The sequence below is a fragment of the Pseudomonas sichuanensis genome (assembly GCF_024749065.1).
Taxonomy (GTDB): Bacteria; Pseudomonadota; Gammaproteobacteria; order Pseudomonadales; family Pseudomonadaceae; genus Aquipseudomonas; species Aquipseudomonas sichuanensis.
Map to the genome: position 1 here is coordinate 5,461,978 of NZ_CP087185.1, position 17,519 is coordinate 5,479,496.

13 protein-coding genes are annotated in these 17,519 nt (G+C 65.4%); 8 read left to right on the forward strand and 5 right to left on the reverse strand.

Annotation, left to right across the window (positions count from 1 at the left end):
• The first annotated feature begins 65 nt into the window (after positions 1-65).
• The 7 genes from LOY51_RS24580 to yccS all read left to right on the forward strand — a co-directional run bounded on the left by LOY51_RS24580 (position 66) and on the right by yccS (position 11,379).
• Complete coding sequence (locus LOY51_RS24580) at positions 66-1,862, forward strand: acyl-CoA dehydrogenase (RefSeq protein WP_258643448.1); 1,797 nt, start codon at positions 66-68, stop codon at positions 1,860-1,862.
• 30 nt (positions 1,863-1,892) lie between these two features.
• On the forward strand, positions 1,893-3,335 hold the full coding sequence (locus LOY51_RS24585) for a TldD/PmbA family protein (protein WP_258643450.1): 1,443 nt from the start codon (positions 1,893-1,895) through the stop codon (positions 3,333-3,335).
• Positions 3,335-4,663, forward strand: a complete 1,329-nt coding sequence (locus LOY51_RS24590; protein WP_125860723.1) for a TldD/PmbA family protein — start codon at positions 3,335-3,337, stop codon at positions 4,661-4,663. Before LOY51_RS24585 ends, LOY51_RS24590 begins: the two co-directional genes overlap by 1 nt.
• A 164-nt stretch (positions 4,664-4,827) precedes the next feature.
• A complete protein-coding gene (mdtD, locus tag LOY51_RS24595; RefSeq protein WP_258643453.1) occupies positions 4,828-6,255 on the forward strand; it encodes a multidrug transporter subunit MdtD in 1,428 nt (475 codons plus the stop codon).
• Between the two features lie 110 nt (positions 6,256-6,365).
• Positions 6,366-7,703, forward strand: a complete 1,338-nt coding sequence (dbpA, locus tag LOY51_RS24600) for an ATP-dependent RNA helicase DbpA (RefSeq protein ID WP_258646715.1) — start codon at positions 6,366-6,368, stop codon at positions 7,701-7,703.
• Positions 7,704-7,839: 136 nt separating this feature from the next.
• The gene (locus LOY51_RS24605) at positions 7,840-9,021 is read left to right on the forward strand and encodes a BaiN/RdsA family NAD(P)/FAD-dependent oxidoreductase (RefSeq protein ID WP_258643455.1); all 1,182 of its coding nucleotides are present in this window, start codon (positions 7,840-7,842) and stop codon (positions 9,019-9,021) included.
• A gap of 174 nt (positions 9,022-9,195) precedes the next feature.
• A complete protein-coding gene (yccS, locus tag LOY51_RS24610) occupies positions 9,196-11,379 on the forward strand; it encodes a YccS family putative transporter (RefSeq protein WP_258643457.1) in 2,184 nt (727 codons plus the stop codon).
• A gap of 121 nt (positions 11,380-11,500) precedes the next feature.
• Here yccS and LOY51_RS24615 read toward each other — a convergent pair whose 3' ends face one another.
• Positions 11,501-12,238 carry a substrate-binding periplasmic protein gene (locus tag LOY51_RS24615; protein WP_125860733.1) on the reverse strand — a complete coding sequence of 246 codons (738 nt, stop codon included), beginning with the start codon at positions 12,236-12,238 and terminating at the stop codon, positions 11,501-11,503.
• Positions 12,239-12,462: 224 nt separating this feature from the next.
• Here LOY51_RS24615 and LOY51_RS24620 point away from each other — a divergent pair, with 224 nt between their 5' ends.
• Positions 12,463-12,915 (forward strand): GNAT family N-acetyltransferase, encoded by a 453-nt coding sequence (locus LOY51_RS24620; protein ID WP_125465805.1) that lies wholly within the window; start codon positions 12,463-12,465, stop codon positions 12,913-12,915.
• Between the two features lie 251 nt (positions 12,916-13,166).
• Here LOY51_RS24620 and LOY51_RS24625 read toward each other — a convergent pair whose 3' ends face one another.
• From LOY51_RS24625 to fba, 4 genes are all read right to left on the reverse strand, one after another.
• Complete coding sequence (locus LOY51_RS24625) at positions 13,167-13,469, reverse strand: winged helix-turn-helix domain-containing protein (RefSeq protein WP_125465806.1); 303 nt, start codon at positions 13,467-13,469, stop codon at positions 13,167-13,169.
• A gap of 14 nt (positions 13,470-13,483) precedes the next feature.
• A complete protein-coding gene (locus LOY51_RS24630) occupies positions 13,484-13,984 on the reverse strand; it encodes a M48 metallopeptidase family protein (protein WP_125465807.1) in 501 nt (166 codons plus the stop codon).
• A 39-nt stretch (positions 13,985-14,023) separates the two neighbouring features.
• Entirely contained in the window at positions 14,024-16,141 is a 2,118-nt protein-coding gene (locus tag LOY51_RS24635) for a putative bifunctional diguanylate cyclase/phosphodiesterase (RefSeq protein ID WP_125860735.1), read from the reverse strand.
• 233 nt (positions 16,142-16,374) lie between these two features.
• Positions 16,375-17,439: a class II fructose-bisphosphate aldolase gene (fba, locus tag LOY51_RS24640; RefSeq protein WP_008093958.1), complete on the reverse strand. Its 1,065-nt coding sequence runs from the start codon at positions 17,437-17,439 to the stop codon at positions 16,375-16,377.
• Positions 17,440-17,519: the final 80 nt, after the last annotated feature.

Below are 17,519 nucleotides of genomic sequence, written 5' to 3' on the forward strand. Positions count from 1 at the left end.
ATTAACCTGTCCCCCGCCCCACCACCCCGCCTAGACTCGCCGCACCCCGACCCAGGAATGCCGCCATGTCCGAGCAACTCCTCAGCAGCCGCAACCTCGCCTTCGAACTCTACGAAGTACTCGACGCCGAGGCCCTGACCCAACGCCCGCGCTTCGCCGAGCACAGCCGCGAAACTTTCGACGCGGCGCTGACCACCGCCCGTACCATCGCCGAGAAGTACTTCGCCCCACACAACCGCAAGGGCGACGAAAACGAGCCCCGCTACGTGGACGGGCGCGCCGAACTGATCCCGGAAGTGAAACCAGCAGTGGACGCCTTCCTCGAAGCCGGCTTCCTTAACGCCAACCGCGACTTCGACGTCGGCGGCATGCAGCTGCCCAGCCTGGTATCGCAAGCCTGCTTCGCCCACTTCCAGGCCGCCAACGCCGGCACCACGGCCTACCCGTTCCTGACCATGGGCGCGGCCAACCTGATCGAGAGCTTCGGCACCGAAGAACAGCAGCGCCTGTTCCTGCAACCGATGATCGAAGGCCGCTACTACGGCACCATGGCCTTGACCGAGCCCCACGCTGGCTCCTCGCTGGCCGATATCCGCACCCGCGCCGAGCCTGCCGGCGATGGCAGCTACCGGCTCAAGGGCAACAAGATCTTCATCTCCGGCGGCGACCACGAGCTTTCGGAAAACATCGTGCACATGGTCCTGGCCAAGCTGCCGGGCGCACCGGCTGGCGTGAAAGGCATCTCGCTGTTCATCGTGCCCAAGTACCTGGTAAACCCCGACGGCAGCCGGGGCCCGCGCAACGATGTGCTGCTGGCCGGGCTGTTCCACAAGATGGGCTGGCGCGGCACCACCTCCACCGCGCTGAACTTCGGTGACAACGGCCAGTGCGTCGGCTACCTGGTCGGCCAGCCGCACCAGGGCCTGGCCTGCATGTTCCAGATGATGAACGAAGCGCGCATCGGCGTCGGCATGGGCGCGGTGATGCTCGGTTACGCCGGCTACCTCTACTCACTGGAGTACGCGCGCCAGCGCCCGCAAGGCCGCCTGCCGGACAACAAGGACCCACACAGCCCGGCCGTGCCGATCATCGAGCACAGCGACGTGAAGCGCATGCTGCTGGCCCAGAAGGCTTACGTGGAAGGCGCCTTCGACCTGGGCCTGTACGCCGCGCGGTTGTTCGACGACACCCACACCGCGCCCGAAGAACACGCCCGCCAGCAAGCCCAGCAACTGCTCGACCTGCTCACCCCGATCGTCAAATCCTGGCCCTCGACCTTCTGCCTCAAGGCCAACGAGCTGGCGATCCAGATCCTCGGCGGCCATGGCTACACCCGCGAATACCCGGTCGAGCAGTACTACCGCGACAACCGCCTGAACCCGATCCACGAAGGCACCGAGGGCATCCAGTCCCTCGACCTGCTGGGCCGCAAGCTGGCGCAGAACGGCGGCGCCGGGCTCAAGCAACTGATCCGCCTGATCGCCAGCACCTGCGAGCGCGCCAGCCATCAGCCGAACCTGGATAACCTGCGCCAACCGCTGGAGCAGTTGGTCAATCGCCTGCAAACGGTCACCCTGGCCCTGCTCGGCGACCTGGCCCAAGGCAAGGTTGCCGGGACCCTGGCCAACTCGGCGTTGTACCTGAAGGCCTTCGGTCACTGCGTGATCGGCTGGCGCTGGCTGGAGCAGGCCATCCATGCCGAAGTCGGCCTGCTCAAGGGCAGCGACCGCGACTTCTACCAGGGCAAGCTGCAGGCCGCGCGTTATTTCCTCACCTGGGAAGTACCGGGCTGCCATAATGACCTCGCATTGCTCGAGGCCCGCGACGATACGTGCCTGGGCATGCAAGAGGGGTGGTTCTAGGGGGAGCCACCGCGCCAACGGAGGTTTCCCATGTTCGATTCCAGCGCCCTGCTGCGCCAGCGCTTCGCCGCGCTGCGCAGCACGGCCGAAGTGTTCTCGCTTCGCCACGTCAAGCAATCGCACCAGTCCCTTTCAGTACGCCGCAATGTCGCCGAGCCGCCGCACTTCAGCCAGGATGAAGGCGCCATGCTCACCGTGCGGGTCAACGGCGTCGAGGCCTATGCAGCCACCGCCGACCTGTCGCAAAGCGGCCTGCAGCGCGCCCTGGAACAGGCCGAAGCGCTGGCCCGGCGCATCAAGGCCCATAGCCTGCTCGACCTCAGCGGCCAGGCCGCCCCAAGCGAGCGTCACGACCACGTTTCGCCCAACTTCGAGCAGCCCCTGCCCAACCTCGCTGACTGCCTGGACCTGCTGGCCGCAGAATCCGCCAGCGTGCCCAAGGACAGCCGCCTGGTGGACTGGCAGGCCAGCCTGGGCATCAGCCTGGTCGAGCAGACCTACCTGAACTCCGCCGGCGCCGAGTTGCGCCATGCCCAGCGCTTCGTCTACCCAGGCCTGGGCGTCACCGCCAGCGACGGCCAGGACAGCCAGAGCCGCACCCTGGGCCGCGACAACTTCGGCCAGCAAGGCAGCGTCGAGGTGATCGAGCGCTGCGGCCTGGTCGGCGCGGCCCGCCGCGTGGCCGACGAAGCCTTGCAACTGCTGCTGGCGCCCAACACGCCGAGCGGCACCCGCGACCTGCTGCTGATGCCTGACCAGATGATGCTGCAGATCCACGAGTCCATCGGCCATCCGCTGGAGATGGACCGCATCCTCGGCGACGAGCGCAACTACGCCGGCACCAGCTTCGTCAAAGCCGCCGACTTCGGCCACCTGCAATACGGCTCCACGCTGCTCAACGTGACCTTCGACCCGACCATCGGCGAAGAGCTGGCCAGTTACAGCTTCGACGACGACGGCACCCCGGCCAGCAAGCAGTTCCTGATCCGCAACGGCTTGCTGGTGCGCCCGCTGGGCGGCGCGCTATCGCAACTGCGTTCGGGCCTGGACGGCGTGGCCAACAGCCGCGCCTGTGGCTGGAACCGCGCGCCGATCGACCGCATGGCCAACCTCAATATCGAGCCGGGCGACCAGCCGCTGGAGCAACTGATCGGCGCAATCGAAAACGGCATCCTGATGCGCACCAACCGCTCGTGGTCCATCGATGACGCCCGCAACAAGTTCCAGTTCGGCTGTGAATGGGGCCAGTTGATCGAGAACGGCGAGCTCAAGGGCGTGGTGAAAAACCCGAACTACAGAGGCATCTCCGCCGATTTCTGGCGCAACCTGTCGGCGGTGGGCGATCGCAGCACCTTCCAGGTACTGGGCACGCCCAACTGCGGCAAGGGTGAACCCAACCAGGTGGTGCGGGTCGGCCACGCTTCGCCGGCCTGCGTGTTCCGCCAGATCGACGTATTCGGAGGGGACGCCTGATGAGCACCTATCAACAACGTTTCGAAGACCTGCTCGGCGCCCTGCGCGATGCGCTGCAACCCGGCGAGCAGTTCACCCTGGGCTACAGCGCCGAACACTCGCAGTTCGTACGGTTCAACCATGCCAAAGTGCGTCAGGCCGGGCTGGTCAGCCAGGCCAGCGTGCAGCTGCGGCTTATTCGCGATGGCCGCCAGGCGGAGCAGCAGATCACCCTGGGCGATGACGCCGAGCTGGATCGCCAGCGCCTGCATGACGGCCTCGGGCAACTGCGTCAGACCCTGCCGCTGCTGCCGGTCGATCCGTACCTGAGCCTCGACGAGAGTGCCTGGCACAGCCACAGCCTGCTGGAGCAGCCACTGCCCGAGCTGAATGAAGTGCTGGCCCTGGTCGAGCACGAGGCCAACGACCTGGACCTGGTCGGCATCTACGCCGCCGGCCCCATCTGCCGCGGCTTCGCCAGCTCGTTCGGCGCCTTCGGCTGGCACCAGGCCAATAGTTTCAACTTCGACTGGAGCCTGTTCCACGCCAACGGCCAGGCGGTCAAAGCCAACTATGCAGGCCAGGCCTGGAGCGGCGAGGCCTTTGCCGCGCGCCTGCGCCTGGCCCGCGAACAGCTGCAACACCTGGGCCGCCCGGCCATTACCCTCAAGCCCGGCAGCTACCGCGCCTACCTGGCGCCAGCGGCGATGGACGAAATCGCCGGGATGCTCTGCTGGGGTGGTTTCTCCGCCCAGGCACTGGCCACGGGGAACAGCTCGCTGCAACGCCTGTACAACGGCGATGCACGACTGAGCCCGCTGGTGAGTTTCAGCGAACAGGTCAGCGGCTCGTTGAGCCCGGCGTTCTCCGACGAGGGCTCGCCGCGTCGCGACCTGCTGCTGATCGGTGAAGGCCGGGCACTGGAACGGCTGGTGAGCGCCCGCAGCGCCGCCGAGTTCACACTTCAGGCCAATGGCGCCGACAGCTACGAATCGCCATGCGCACTGAGCCTGGCGCCGGGCAACCTGCCCAGCGCGCAGATCCTCGAACGCCTGGGCACCGGGCTGTACATCAGCAACCTGTGGTACCTGAACTACTCGGACCTGCCCGCCGCGCGGATGACCGGGCTGACCCGGTTCGCGACGTTCTGGGTGGAGAACGGGCAGATCCAGGGGCCGGTGAGCACCATGCGCTTCGATGACAGCCTTTACAGCCTGCTGGGCAGCCAGCTCGAAGACCTGACCCAGGAGCGCGAGATGATCCTGTCGACCAGCACTTATGGGCAGCGCAGTACCGGGTCGAGCCATCTGCCAGGGGCTTTGGTCAAAGGGCTGACCCTGACATTGTGATCGGCAGGATCGGCCTCTTCGCGGGTAAACCCGCTCCCACAGGGTTTTCGGTAAGCCCCAAGGGTTGGATTGGTGCCCAATTTACTGGGCGCAGTCCAAACTTGTGGGAGCGGGTTTACCCGCGAAGAGGCCAGCGCAGGCAACACAAAACGTAGAGGTAGCTGATGTCCGAACGCGCCCCACTGGACCCCGTCACCGCCCGCTGGATCCCCTGGGTGGTGGCCATCGCTTTCTTCATGCAGTCGCTGGACGGCACCATCCTCAACACCGCGCTGCCGGCCATGGCCCGCTCGCTGGCCGAGGACCCCTTGCGCATGCAGGGCGTGATCATCGCCTACATGCTCACCGTGGCGCTGCTGATCCCGGCCTCGGGCTGGATCGCCGACCGCTTCGGCACCAAGCGCATCTTCTTCAGCGCGATCCTGCTGTTCAGCTTCGGCTCGCTGCTGTGCGCCATGGCCAACAGCCTGGGTTTCCTGATCTTCGCCCGGGTGGTGCAGGGCCTGGGCGGGGCGCTGATGCTGCCGGTAGGCCGGCTGGTGGTGCTGCGCGCCTACCCGCGCAGCGAGCTGGTGCGGATCATGAGCTTCATCACCATCCCCGGCCTGCTCGGCCCGCTGCTCGGCCCGACCCTCGGCGGCTGGCTGGTGGAGATCCTGACCTGGCACTGGATCTTCCTGCTCAACCTGCCGGTGGGCGCCCTCGGTTGCTATGCGGTGTGGAAGTTCATCCCCGACCTGCGCGGCGCCGAGCGCACCCGCTTCGACGGGCCGGGCTTCGTGCTGTTCGGTGCGGCGATGGTGCTGATCACCATCGCCATGGAAGGCCTGGGCGAGCTGCACCTGCCGCACCTGCGGGTGATGCTGTTGCTGTTCGCCGGCATGGCCTGCCTGGCCGCGTACTGGCTGCGTGCCGGGCGTGACCCGGAGCCCCTGTTCTCGCCGTCGCTGTTCCGCGTGCGCACCTTCGCCATCGGCATCCTCGGCAACCTGTTCGCCCGCCTGGGCAGCGGCGCCCTGCCCTTCCTGGTGCCGTTGCTGCTGCAGGTGGCGCTGGGTTACTCGCCGGCCCAGGCGGGCATGAGCATGATCCCGCTGGCTGCAGCAGCGATGCTGGCCAAGTCGGTGGCCCGGCCGCTGATCGAACGCCTGGGCTATCGCATCGTGCTCACCGGCAATACCTTGCTGCTGGGCCTGCTGCTGGCCAGCCTGGGACTGGTCGATGAACAGACGCCCTATGCCCTGCTGCTGGTGCAACTGGCGTTGCTGGGGGCGGTGAACTCGATGCAGTTCACGGCGATGAACACCGTGACCCTGATCGACCTCGACGACGCCAGCGCCAGCAGCGGCAACAGCCTGCTGTCGGTGGTCGCGCAACTGTCGCTGAGCCTGGGCGTGGCCTGCGCCGGTGCGCTGCTCGGCGGTTTCACCGCTGCCGGCAGCGCCGAAGGCGTGCAAAGCACCCTGGGGGCGTTCCAGCTGACCTTCGTCACCATCGGCGTGATGGCCATGCTGGCGGCGGCGATCTTCCTGCAACTGGCGCCGACAGACGGAAGGCGCGCTCGTCGTCCGGAAGAGCACGTCGAGTCGTAGGGCGAATGGCCATGAGGCTGGTAGACTGTGCGACATTTTTTGCATCGCAGTAGGCCCGCCTCGTGACCGTTGAAACCACCGCCTTTGCCACCCTCCCGCTGTCCGCCGCCATGCTGGCCAACCTGGACGCCCTGGGATACGCCTCGATGACCCCGATCCAGGCCCAGAGCCTGCCGGTCATTCTCAAGGGCCAGGACCTGATCGCCCAGGCCAAGACCGGCAGCGGCAAGACCGCCGCGTTCGGCATCGGCCTGCTCAATCCGATCAACCCGCGCTACTTCGGTTGCCAGGCGCTGGTGCTGTGCCCGACCCGCGAGCTGGCCGACCAGGTGGCCAAGGAGCTGCGCCGTCTGGCCCGGGCCGAGGACAACATCAAGATCCTCACCCTGTGCGGTGGCGTTTCGCTGGGCCCGCAGATCGCCTCGCTGGAGCACGGTGCGCACATCATCGTCGGCACCCCGGGGCGCATCCAGCAGCACCTGGACAAAGGCACCCTGGTACTCGACGGCCTCAACACCCTGGTACTCGACGAAGCCGACCGCATGCTCGACATGGGCTTCTTCGACGCCATCGCCAGCATCATCGGCAAGACCCCGTCGCGCCGCCAGACCCTGCTGTTCTCGGCCACCTACCCGGCCGGCATCGAGCAATTGGCCAAGAACTTCATGCGCCAGCCGCAGCAGGTGAAGGTCGAAGCGCTGCACAGCGACAACCAGATCGAACAGCGTTTCATCGAGATCGACGCGCAGCAGCGCCTGGAAGCCGTGACCCGCGTGCTCGGCCACTACCGCCCGCAGTCCTGCGTGGCGTTCTGCTTCACCAAGCAGCAGTGCGAAGACGTCGTCGCCCACCTCACCGCCAAGGGCATCGTTGCCCAGGCGCTGCACGGCGACCTGGAGCAGCGCGACCGCGACCAGGTGCTGACCATGTTCGCCAACCGCAGCAGCTCGGTGCTGGTAGCCACCGACGTGGCCGCCCGCGGCCTGGACATCGATGGCCTGGACATGGTCATCAACGTCGAGCTGGCGCGTGACGCCGAGATTCACGTGCACCGCGTCGGCCGTACCGGCCGGGCCGGCGAGAAGGGCGTGGCGATCAGCCTGGTGGCCCCGGCCGAGGGCCACCGCGCCCAGGCCATCGAAGACCTGCAGCAGAAGCCGCTGCGCTGGGAGCAGTTGGACAACCTGAAGAACAAAGGCGGCGAGCCGCTGCTGCCGGCGATGACCACCCTGTGCATCGGCGCCGGGCGCAAGGACAAGCTGCGCCCGGGCGATATCCTCGGAGCGCTGACCGGTGATGCCGGCTTGCCGGGCAAGCAGGTGGGCAAGATCGCCATTTTCGACTTCGTGGCTTTCGTGGCCGTGGAGCGGGCGGTGGCCAAGCAGGCCATGCAGCGCTTGAACAGCGGCAAGATCAAGGGTCGTGCCCTGAAAGTCCGCATTATTTAAACCGATCAGCAGATCGATCGTGGGAGCGGGCTTGCCCCGCGATGGCGTCAGCAGGGCCAACATCATTGCCTGCACCAGCGCATCGCGGGGCAAGCCCGCTCCCACGCTTCCCCCTACTTTGCCAAAGGTTCCAACCGTGCACTCCACCGACGTGATCATCCTCGGCGCCGGCGCCGCCGGCCTGATGTGCGCCCAGCTCACCGCCCGCCGTGGCCGTCGGGTGCTGCTGCTCGACCACGCCAACAAACCGGGCAAGAAGATCCTCATGTCCGGCGGCGGGCGCTGCAACTTCACCAACATGTACACCGAGCCTGCCAACTTCCTTTCGCACAACCCGCATTTCTGCAAGTCGGCGCTGGCCCGCTACACCCAGTGGGACTTCATCGAACTGGTGTGCAAGCACGGCGTGCCGTACCACGAGAAGAAGCTCGGCCAGCTGTTCTGCGACAACAAGTCCAGCGACATCCTCAACATGCTGCTGGCCGAGTGCGACGCGGCCGGCGCCGAACTGCGCATGAACACCAGCATCGAACAGATCGAGAAAACCGAAGGCGGCTACCGCCTGCAGACCAGCGCCGGCCCGTTCGCCTGCCAGTCGCTGGTGATCGCCACCGGCGGCCTGTCGATCCCGACACTGGGCGCCACCGGCTTCGGCTACCAGGTCGCGCGCCAGTTCGGCCACCAACTGCTGCCGACCCGCGCCGGCCTGGTGCCGTTCACCATCACCGAGCCCCAGCTCAAGGCACTGTGCACCGAGCTGTCCGGCACCTCGCTGGATTGCACCGCCAGTTGCAACGGCACAAGCTTCCGGGAAAACCTGCTGTTCACCCACCGCGGCCTGAGCGGCCCGGCGATCCTGCAGATTTCGTCGTTCTGGGAGGCCGGCGACACGGTCGAGATCAACCTGCTGCCCGACCGCGATGCCCTGGAGTGGCTGCAGGGCCAGCAAGTCGAGCGCCCCAACAGCGAGCTGAAGACCGTGCTGGGCGAGGTGTTCACCCGCAAGCTGGCCAACCTGCTGGCCGAGCAGTGGTTCGAATCCAAGCCGCTGAAGCAGTACACCCCAGCCCAGTTGGCCGAAGTTGCCGACAAACTGGCGGCCTGGCAGGTGGTGCCGGCGGGCACCGAGGGCTATCGCACTGCCGAGGTGACCCTGGGCGGCGTGGATACCCGCGAGGTGTCGTCCAAGACCATGGAATCGCTGAAGAGCCCCGGGCTGTACTTCATCGGCGAGGTGCTGGACGTGAGCGGGCACCTGGGTGGTTTCAACTTCCAGTGGGCCTGGGCTTCGGCCAACGCTGCGGCGCAGTTCGTGTAGAGTAGAATCCATTCAGCAGCACGGAACGCTTCTTGCTGGTCTGTGTTGTGACGGGTGCAAAACCATCGCGGGGCAAGCCCGCTCCCACAAAGGCCTCCTGTGTCTCGTGGGAGCGGGCTTGCCCCGCGATGAGGCCCCCAAGGTTCTAGTCCGCAAACTGCCCAGCAGGCCATCATGTCATCGAGCTCGTTCCGCCATTCATTGCGTCGCCTGTGGGGCCAAGACAAGTTCAGCTACGCCATTCGTGTGACCATCGCCCTCACCGGCAGCATGGCCTGGTGCTGGTACCAGAACGAGATGAGCCTGCTCATCCCGCTGTTCCTCGGCATCATCGCCAGCGCGCTGGCCGAGACCGATGACGGTTGGCAGGGCCGCCTCAGCGCCCTGCTGGTCACCCTCGGCTGTTTTGCCATCGCCGCCCTGTCGGTGGAGCTGCTGTTCCCCTACCCCTGGATCTTCGCCATCGCCCTGGCCCTGGCCGCCTTCGGCCTGACCATGCTCGGCGCACTGGGCGAGCGCTACGGGGCGATCGCTTCGGCGACCTTGATCCTGTCGGTGTACACAATGATCGGCGTGGACCAGCGCGGCGGCGAGGTCAATGACTTCTGGCACGAGCCGCTGCTGCTGGTGACCGGCGCCGCCTGGTACGGGCTGCTGTCGGTGCTGTGGCAGGCGCTGTTTTCCAACCAGCCGGTGCAACAGAGCCTGGCCAAGCTGTTCTATGAACTGGGCAGCTACCTCAAGCTCAAGGCCAGCCTGTTCGAGCCGATCCGCGGCCTGGACGTCGAGGCCACGCGCCTGGAACTGGCCAAGCAGAACGGCAAGGTGGTGGCCGCGCTCAACGCCGCCAAGGAAATCATCCTGCACCGAGTCGGCAACAGTCAGCCCAATTCCAAGGTCAGCCGCTACCTCAAGCTGTACTTCCTGGCCCAGGACCTGCACGAGCGGGTCAGCGCCTCGCACTACCCCTACAACGCCCTCAACGAGGCGTTCTTCCACAGCGACGTGATGTTCCGTTGCCAGCGCCTGCTGCGCAAACAGGGTGCCTCCTGCCAGGAGCTGGCACGCTCGATCCGCCTACGCCAGCCGTTCGTGCTCGCCAGCGGCTACCCCGAAGCGCTGGAAGACCTGAATGCTTCGCTGGAGCACCTGCGCGAACAGAACAACCCGGCCTGGCGCGGGCTGCTGCGCTCGCTGCGGGCCCTGGCCGCCAACCTGGCCACGCTGGACCGCCTGCTGGGCGCCGCGAGCAACCCGGACAGCCTGGCAGACGCCAGCGACAGCAGCCTGCTCGACCGCTCGCCGCGCAACCTGAAGGATGTGTGGCAGCGCTTGCGCACCCAGTTGACCCCCACCTCGCTGCTGTTCCGCCACGCCCTGCGCCTGTCGCTGGCTTTGTCGGTGGGTTACGGCATGGTGCACCTGATCCACCCGACCCAGGGCTACTGGATCATCCTCACCACGCTGTTCGTCTGCCAGCCCAATTACGGGGCGACCCGGCGCAAGCTGGGCCAGCGGATGCTCGGCACCGCCATCGGCCTGACCGTGGGCTGGGCGCTGTTCGACCTGTTCCCCAACCCGCTGATCCAGTCGGCCTTCGCCGTGGTCGCCGGGGTGGTGTTCTTCGTCAACCGCACCACCCGCTACACCCTGGCCACGGCGGCGATCACCCTGATGGTGCTGTTCTGCTTCAACCAGACCGGCGATGGCTACGGGCTGTTCCTGCCGCGCCTGTTCGATACCCTGGTCGGCAGCCTGATCGCCATCCTCGCGGTGTTCCTGTTCCTGCCCGACTGGCAGGGCCGCCGGCTGAACAAGGTGCTGGGCAATACCCTGGCCTGCGCCAGCCAGTACCTGCGCCAGATCATGCAGCAATACGCCCACGGCAAGCGCGACGACCTGGCCTACCGCCTGGCCCGGCGCAACGCGCACAACGCCGACGCCGCGCTGTCCACCACCCTGGCCAACATGCTCATGGAGCCCGGGCATTTCCGTAAGGAAGCGGATGTCGGCTTCCGCTTTTTGGTGCTGTCGCACACCCTGCTCAGTTATCTCTCAGGGCTTGGGGCACACCGCGACACCGCGTTGCCGGCCGAGGTCCATGAACAGCTGATCGAGGGTGCAGGCCAGACCTTGGCCGCCAGCCTCGACGAAATCGCCAACGGCCTGGCCGCGCGCCTGCCGGTGGCGATCCACAGTGACGCGGAAGAGGCCCTGGCCAATGCGCTGGAGCAGATGCCCGAGGATCTGGACGAGCACCAGCGCCTGGTGCAGACCCAACTGGCGCTGATCTGCCGTCAATTGGGGCCGCTGCGCACGTTGGCGGGGCACCTGATCAAGGAAGGTGAGCCGGGCTGATTGCGTGGTTACCTGTACTGGCCCTATCGCCGGCAAGCCGGCTCCCACATGGATCGCGCCGATTTCGCGGCAAGCATCGTACCTGTGGGAGCCGGCTTGCCGGCGATAGGGCCAACGCAGATCAGAAACCGTGCTGGCGCAACAACCGGGCGTAGCTGCCATCGGCCTTCATCGCCGCGATGGCCTTCTCGAACCGTGCCACCACCTGCCCGTGCTCCGGGTGCTTGAGGCTGACCAGGATGTGCAGGCTGTTCTCGCTCAGCGGCGGGTCGACGAAGCTCACCCCATCGCGCACCTGCTGCGGTTCGCGCTGCAGGTTGTAACGCGCCACGTACTCGTCCTCCACCGTCAGGTTGACCCGCCCGGCCGCGAGCATCCGCACCGCCGACGAGAAACTGCGCACCGGCACTTTGTTCAGACGCTCGTCGCTGTCGAAGCCCGGTGAGTAGGCATAGTCGCGCACCACGGCGATGGTGTAGGGATAGAGGTCGGCCTGACGCGTGAACACGAAGCCTTCGCCCTGGCGCTGGAGCAGACGAATACGGTTGATGAGGTAGGGGCCGGAGAACTCGCCGATGCGCGTGCGCTCATCGTTGTACCAGGCGTTGACCAGTACGTCGTAACGCCCCTCGCCAATGCCCATGAGGGCCCTGGCCCAGGGCACTTCCTCGAACGAAGTGGCGAAACCTGCCCGGTTCAGCGCCGTGGTGACGATGCTGGTGGCCAGGCCACCGCCGGGCATGGCGGCATCGGTAAAGGGCGGCCAGCTGTCGGCCACCAATCGCAGTTTCTCCTGGGCGGCTGCCGGCATCGCGCACAACAAACCCAGTATTCCAAGAACGCAAAGCAGTGGCCGCATGCTCAAATCCTTTCGCAGTTGGGGGCCCCACGCTGAAGATGGCGATCTCTACTCACAACAGAGCCTGCAGATTACACAAGCCGCATGCCGGCGACAGCGGACAATAATGTCATTTAGCCTCTATTTTGGCCGAACGACATCTGACGTGATTTGCAGCAAAGCCAGGCTCGTGCGCAGCGGCCGGATTTGCGATGATCGAGCGCCATTACAAGGAGCTCATACCCATGTCCATCGAGTGGATTTGCAAACACCACAGCGACCTCGGCAAGGAACAGCTCTACGCCGTCCTGCAACTGCGTACGGCAGTGTTCGTGGTCGAGCAGCGCTGTGCCTACCAGGAAGTCGACGGGCAGGACCTGAGCGGCGACACCCTGCACCTGATGGGATGGCAGGACGACAAGCTGGTGGCGTATCTGCGCCTGCTCGACCCGCAATCACAGGGTGGCGACGTGGTCATCGGGCGGGTGGTGACGGCAGCCGACGCACGGGGTGGCGGCCTGGGCCATCAGTTGCTGCTCAAGGGGCTGGAGTGTGCCGAACATTGCTGGGCGGGGACGCCGGTGTACCTGTCGGCGCAGGCGCATTTGCAGGGGTACTACGCTCGGCATGGTTTCGTGGCGGTAGGCGAGGAATATCTGGAAGACGACATTCCCCATATCGGCATGCGCAAGGGCTGAAGCCGCCGGTGGGCGCGCCAGATCTTTAAAGTGTGAGCAAGGCAGTTGCTCCCACCTGACAGCGCCGAACTCAAGACCTGCACTCTGCCTGTGGGAGCGGCGGTTCGCCGCTGCGATTTACCCGCGAAGATGACACCTCGGTGCCTGGCACGGGCTATGCCCGTGTTCGCGGGTGAACCCGCTCCCACAGTGATCGCGCAACGGTTTGAATAGCGAGCAAGACAATTGCTCTCACCAGGACCGCGCAGAGATCACGGATAACCCAGCACATCCCTGATCTGGCGCAGATGCTGGATGATCCACTGCTTGTCGATCGCCCCCCAGTCACGGATGCGGTAATGCCCGGCATGGTTGCGGGCGCCGCTCTGCTGCTCGAACTCACAGACGATGTCCAGGTCGGCCAGCGCAGCGATGGTGTCCTGGGCGGTGCGCCGGGGCATGCCGGTGGCCTCCATCAGCGCCGGCACACTGGTGGCGGTCTGGCTGTCGATCAGCCAGGCCACGTACAGGCGGCGGTAGAAACTGCTGCGGGTCTTGCTCACTTCCGTGCTCATCTGGTGCTTGTCCCTCAGGTGTTGCCCGGCAGCTCCCGATAGGTCAGGTAGACGCGCAGGTCGAATTCCAGTTGGTGGTAGTCCGGCTCCATGTGCTGACAGAGCTGGTAGAAGGCCTTGCTGTGGTCGCGCTCCTTCAGGTGCGCCAGTTCGTGCACCACGATCATGCGCAGAAACTGCGGCGCCGCCTCCTTGAACAGCGAGGCGATGCGGATCTCTTTCTTGGCCTTGAGCTTGCCGCCCTGTACCCGCGACACCGCGGTATTCAAGCCGAGGGCGCGATGGGTCAGGTCCAGGCGGTTGTCGAACAGCACCTTGTCCAGCGGCGGCGCGCTGCGCAGGTATTCCTGCTTGAGATCCTGGGCGTAGCCGTACAACGCCTTGTCATTCTGTACCGTATGCCGCTCGGCATAGCGTTGGTCCAGGTAGGCACCCAGGCGGCCGCTGGCGATCAGCTGACGCACCTGGTCTTGTAGATGCGGCGGGTAGGCTTGCAGGTAGCGTAAGGCGGTCATCAGGGTGCAGATCGGGGTAAGGAGCGCCGAGTTTACCAATCACTCGCCCCAAGGGAATACCGCCGGGAAGTCGCCGGCATCGGCGGCGGTCATCGGCCTTGCAACAAGGAACCCCTGCACGTAGGCACAACCCGCGCCCTTGAGCCATTGCGCCTGCGCCTGCGTTTCCACGCCTTCGGCAATCACGGTGATGCCATAGGCCGCGCACAGTTCGATGACACTGCGCACCAGTGCGATGTCGGCCGCCGAATCCGGCAGCCGCGCCACCAGGTGACGGTCGAGCTTGAGGGTATCGATGGGCAGGTCGCGCAGCATGCGCAGCGAGCAGTCACCCGCACCGAAGTCGTCCAGCGCCACGCGGATGCCCATCTCGCGCAGCCGATTCACCTGCTTCACCGCCGCGTCGATGTTGTACATCAGCGAGGTCTCGGCCACCTCGACCTCCAACTGGGCAGGCAACAGGGCATATTCGTCGATTACCCGCGCCAGTTCGTCGGCAAGGCCCGGCATGGCGAACTGGGCTCGGCTCAGGCTGATGCTCAGTACCAACCGGGCCCCGAAGCGCGCCCCCCATTCCTTGCGCTGGGCAGCGCCCTTGCGGTAAATCCAGCTGGCCAGGCGATTGATCAGTCGCGCTTCTTCCAGCAAGGGGATGAACAACCCCGGCGGCACATCGCCGACACTTGGGTGCTTCCAACGCAGCAAGGCTTCGAAGCCGCGCAAATGGCCATCGCCGAAAGCCACCTGAGGTTGATAGACCAGGTTGAAGTCGTTCTGCTCGATGGCCGCGCGCACGCTATCTTCGAGCATCAGCCGCGAGCGCGCCCGGCCATTGAGCTCCTGGTCATAGAAACGGTACTGCTGGCGCCCGGCCTGCTTGGCGGCGTACATCGCAGCATCCGCCGCGCGCAGCAAGCCCTCGACGCTGGAACCGCAATCGGGGTAGGTGGCAATGCCGATGCTCACCCCCAGGCTGACCTCCAGCCCGTCCACTTCCTGCAGGCCCGACAGGCGCTCCAGCAGTTTCTCGGCAAAGCGCCCGGCCTGCTCCGGGTACGGCAGCCCGTCGAACAGCGCGGTGAACTCATCACCGCCCATGCGCGCCAGCAGCGCTTCGTTACCCAGGCAATCCTTGAGCTGCTCGCCCACCCAGCGCAGCACCTTGTCGCCGGCCTCGTGACCAAGCAGGTCGTTGATCCGCTTGAAACCGTCCAGGTCCATGTACATCAGGGCGCGGGCCTTGTCCGAGCGTTCGTTGCGCAGCAACGCGCCTTCGGCGGCCTGGTAGAAGCCACGACGGTTGAGCAGCCCGGTCAACGGGTCAGTCACCGCTTGGTACTCCAGCTGTTGATGCAGGCTGCGCACCACCGACATGTCCAGCACCGTCACCACCATGGCCCGCTGCTCGACGGGCAACGGCGCGCAGGACAGCGCCACCGGCACAAGCTGGCCGGAGACGGTGCGCAATTGAGCGTCATGCACGCGGAAGATCTGCCTACCCAGATACGCCTGGTAGAAGTCCGACTCGCGCCACAGGCTGGCGCAAGGCAACTGGATCAAGTCCAGCACGTGGGCGCCCTGCAAGGTGTCCACTGGTGCATTGAGCAGCCGCGAGATGGCGGGGTTGGCGAAGCCGATAGTGCCCGCCTCGTCGACCACCAGGATGCCCTCGGCAGCGTTTTCCAGGATCGAGGCGTTGAAGGCCCGTGCCGACTCCAGTTCGCGGGTCAGGCGCTGCAGCATGCGGCGGTTGCGCTGCTGGTCCAGCTGGGCCTGCACCTTGGGTTTGAGGATTTGTGGGTCGAAGGGTTTGAACAGGTAGTCCACCGCGCCACTGGCATAACCCTTGAGTACAGCGGCGTCGGACTGCTCGTTGGCGGTAAGGAAAATAATCGGGGTCAGCCGCGTGCGCTGGCTGCCGCGCATCAGCCGGGCGACCTCGAAGCCGTCCATCTCGGGCATCTGCACGTCGAGCAAGACCAGGTCGACTTCGTGTTCGAGCAGCGCGCTCAGGGCTTCCATCCCCGAACTGGCGGTCAACACCTGCCAATCCTGACGGGCCAGCAACGCCCGCATGCTGATGAGATTCTCCGGATAGTCGTCTACGACCAGTAGCACCGACCGGCTGTCCGGAGGTTGTGTGTGAGCGACATCCATGCTGCTTCCCATGTTAAGACCGACCCTGGCCCGCTATTGGATCCGATCTTTACTCTAGACAGGGCGACCGAAGACGCAACGCGGGTAGATGGCTAAGCGCCATCGAATTTGATGTTAGCCGACTAACGGTATGGCTGCGGGTTATGTGGGGATAATCCTCATCTGTCGCTGGATTGTTACAGGCATAAAAAAACCCGCATCTCTGCGGGTTTCTTCAAGCAACTACCAACGGATCAGTTGACCTTGGCAGCCAGCTCGCCTTTCAGGTAACGCTGGAACATGCCTTCCAGGGAGATCGGCTTGATCTTCGAGGCATTGCCGGCGGTGCCGAAGGCTTCGTAGCGGGCGATGCACACGTCACGCATGGCCTTGACGGTTTCACCGAAGAACTTGCGTGGGTCGAACTCGCTCGGGTTCTGCGCCATCAGGCGACGCATGGCGCCGGTGGAGGCCAGGCGCAGGTCGGTGTCGATGTTGACCTTGCGCACGCCGTGCTTGATGCCTTCAACGATTTCTTCGACCGGTACGCCGTAGGTCTCTTTGATGTCGCCGCCGTACTGGTTGATGATCGCCAGCCACTCTTGCGGTACCGAGGAGGAGCCGTGCATCACCAGGTGGGTGTTGGGGATGCGCTTGTGGATTTCCTTGATGCGGTCGATCGCCAGCACGTCGCCGGTAGGCGGCTTGGTGAACTTGTAGGCGCCGTGGCTGGTGCCGATGGCGATGGCCAGGGCATCGACCTGGGTCTTCTTGACGAAGTCGGCCGCTTCTTCAGGGTCGGTCAGCATCTGGCTGTGATCGAGCACGCCTTCGGCGCCGATGCCGTCTTCTTCACCGGCCATGCCGGTTTCCAGCGAACCCAGGCAGCCCAGCTCGCCTTCTACCGAAACGCCGCAGGCGTGGGCCATGGCAACGGTCTGCTGGGTAACACGGACGTTGTACTCGTAATCGGTCGGGGTCTTGCCGTCTTCACCGAGCGAGCCGTCCATCATGACCGAGCTGAAGCCCAGCTGGATGGAGCGCTGGCACACGTCAGGGCTGGTGCCGTGGTCCTGGTGCATGCACACCGGAATGTGCGGGAACTCTTCGATGGCCGCCAGGATCAGGTGGCGAAGGAAGGGAGCACCGGCGTATTTGCGGGCACCGGCGGAAGCCTGGACGATGACCGGAGAGTCGGTCTTGTCGGCGGCTTCCATGATGGCGCGCATCTGCTCGAGGTTGTTGACGTTGAAAGCTGGGACGCCGTAACCAAACTCGGCGGCGTGGTCCAGCATCTGGCGCATGCTAATGAGTGCCATGGTGTATCTCTCTCCCGACAAGCGTCGTTTGTTTCGTGCAAGCCTGCCGCAGGGGCGGTTGCTGTTCAAGTAGTGTGGGC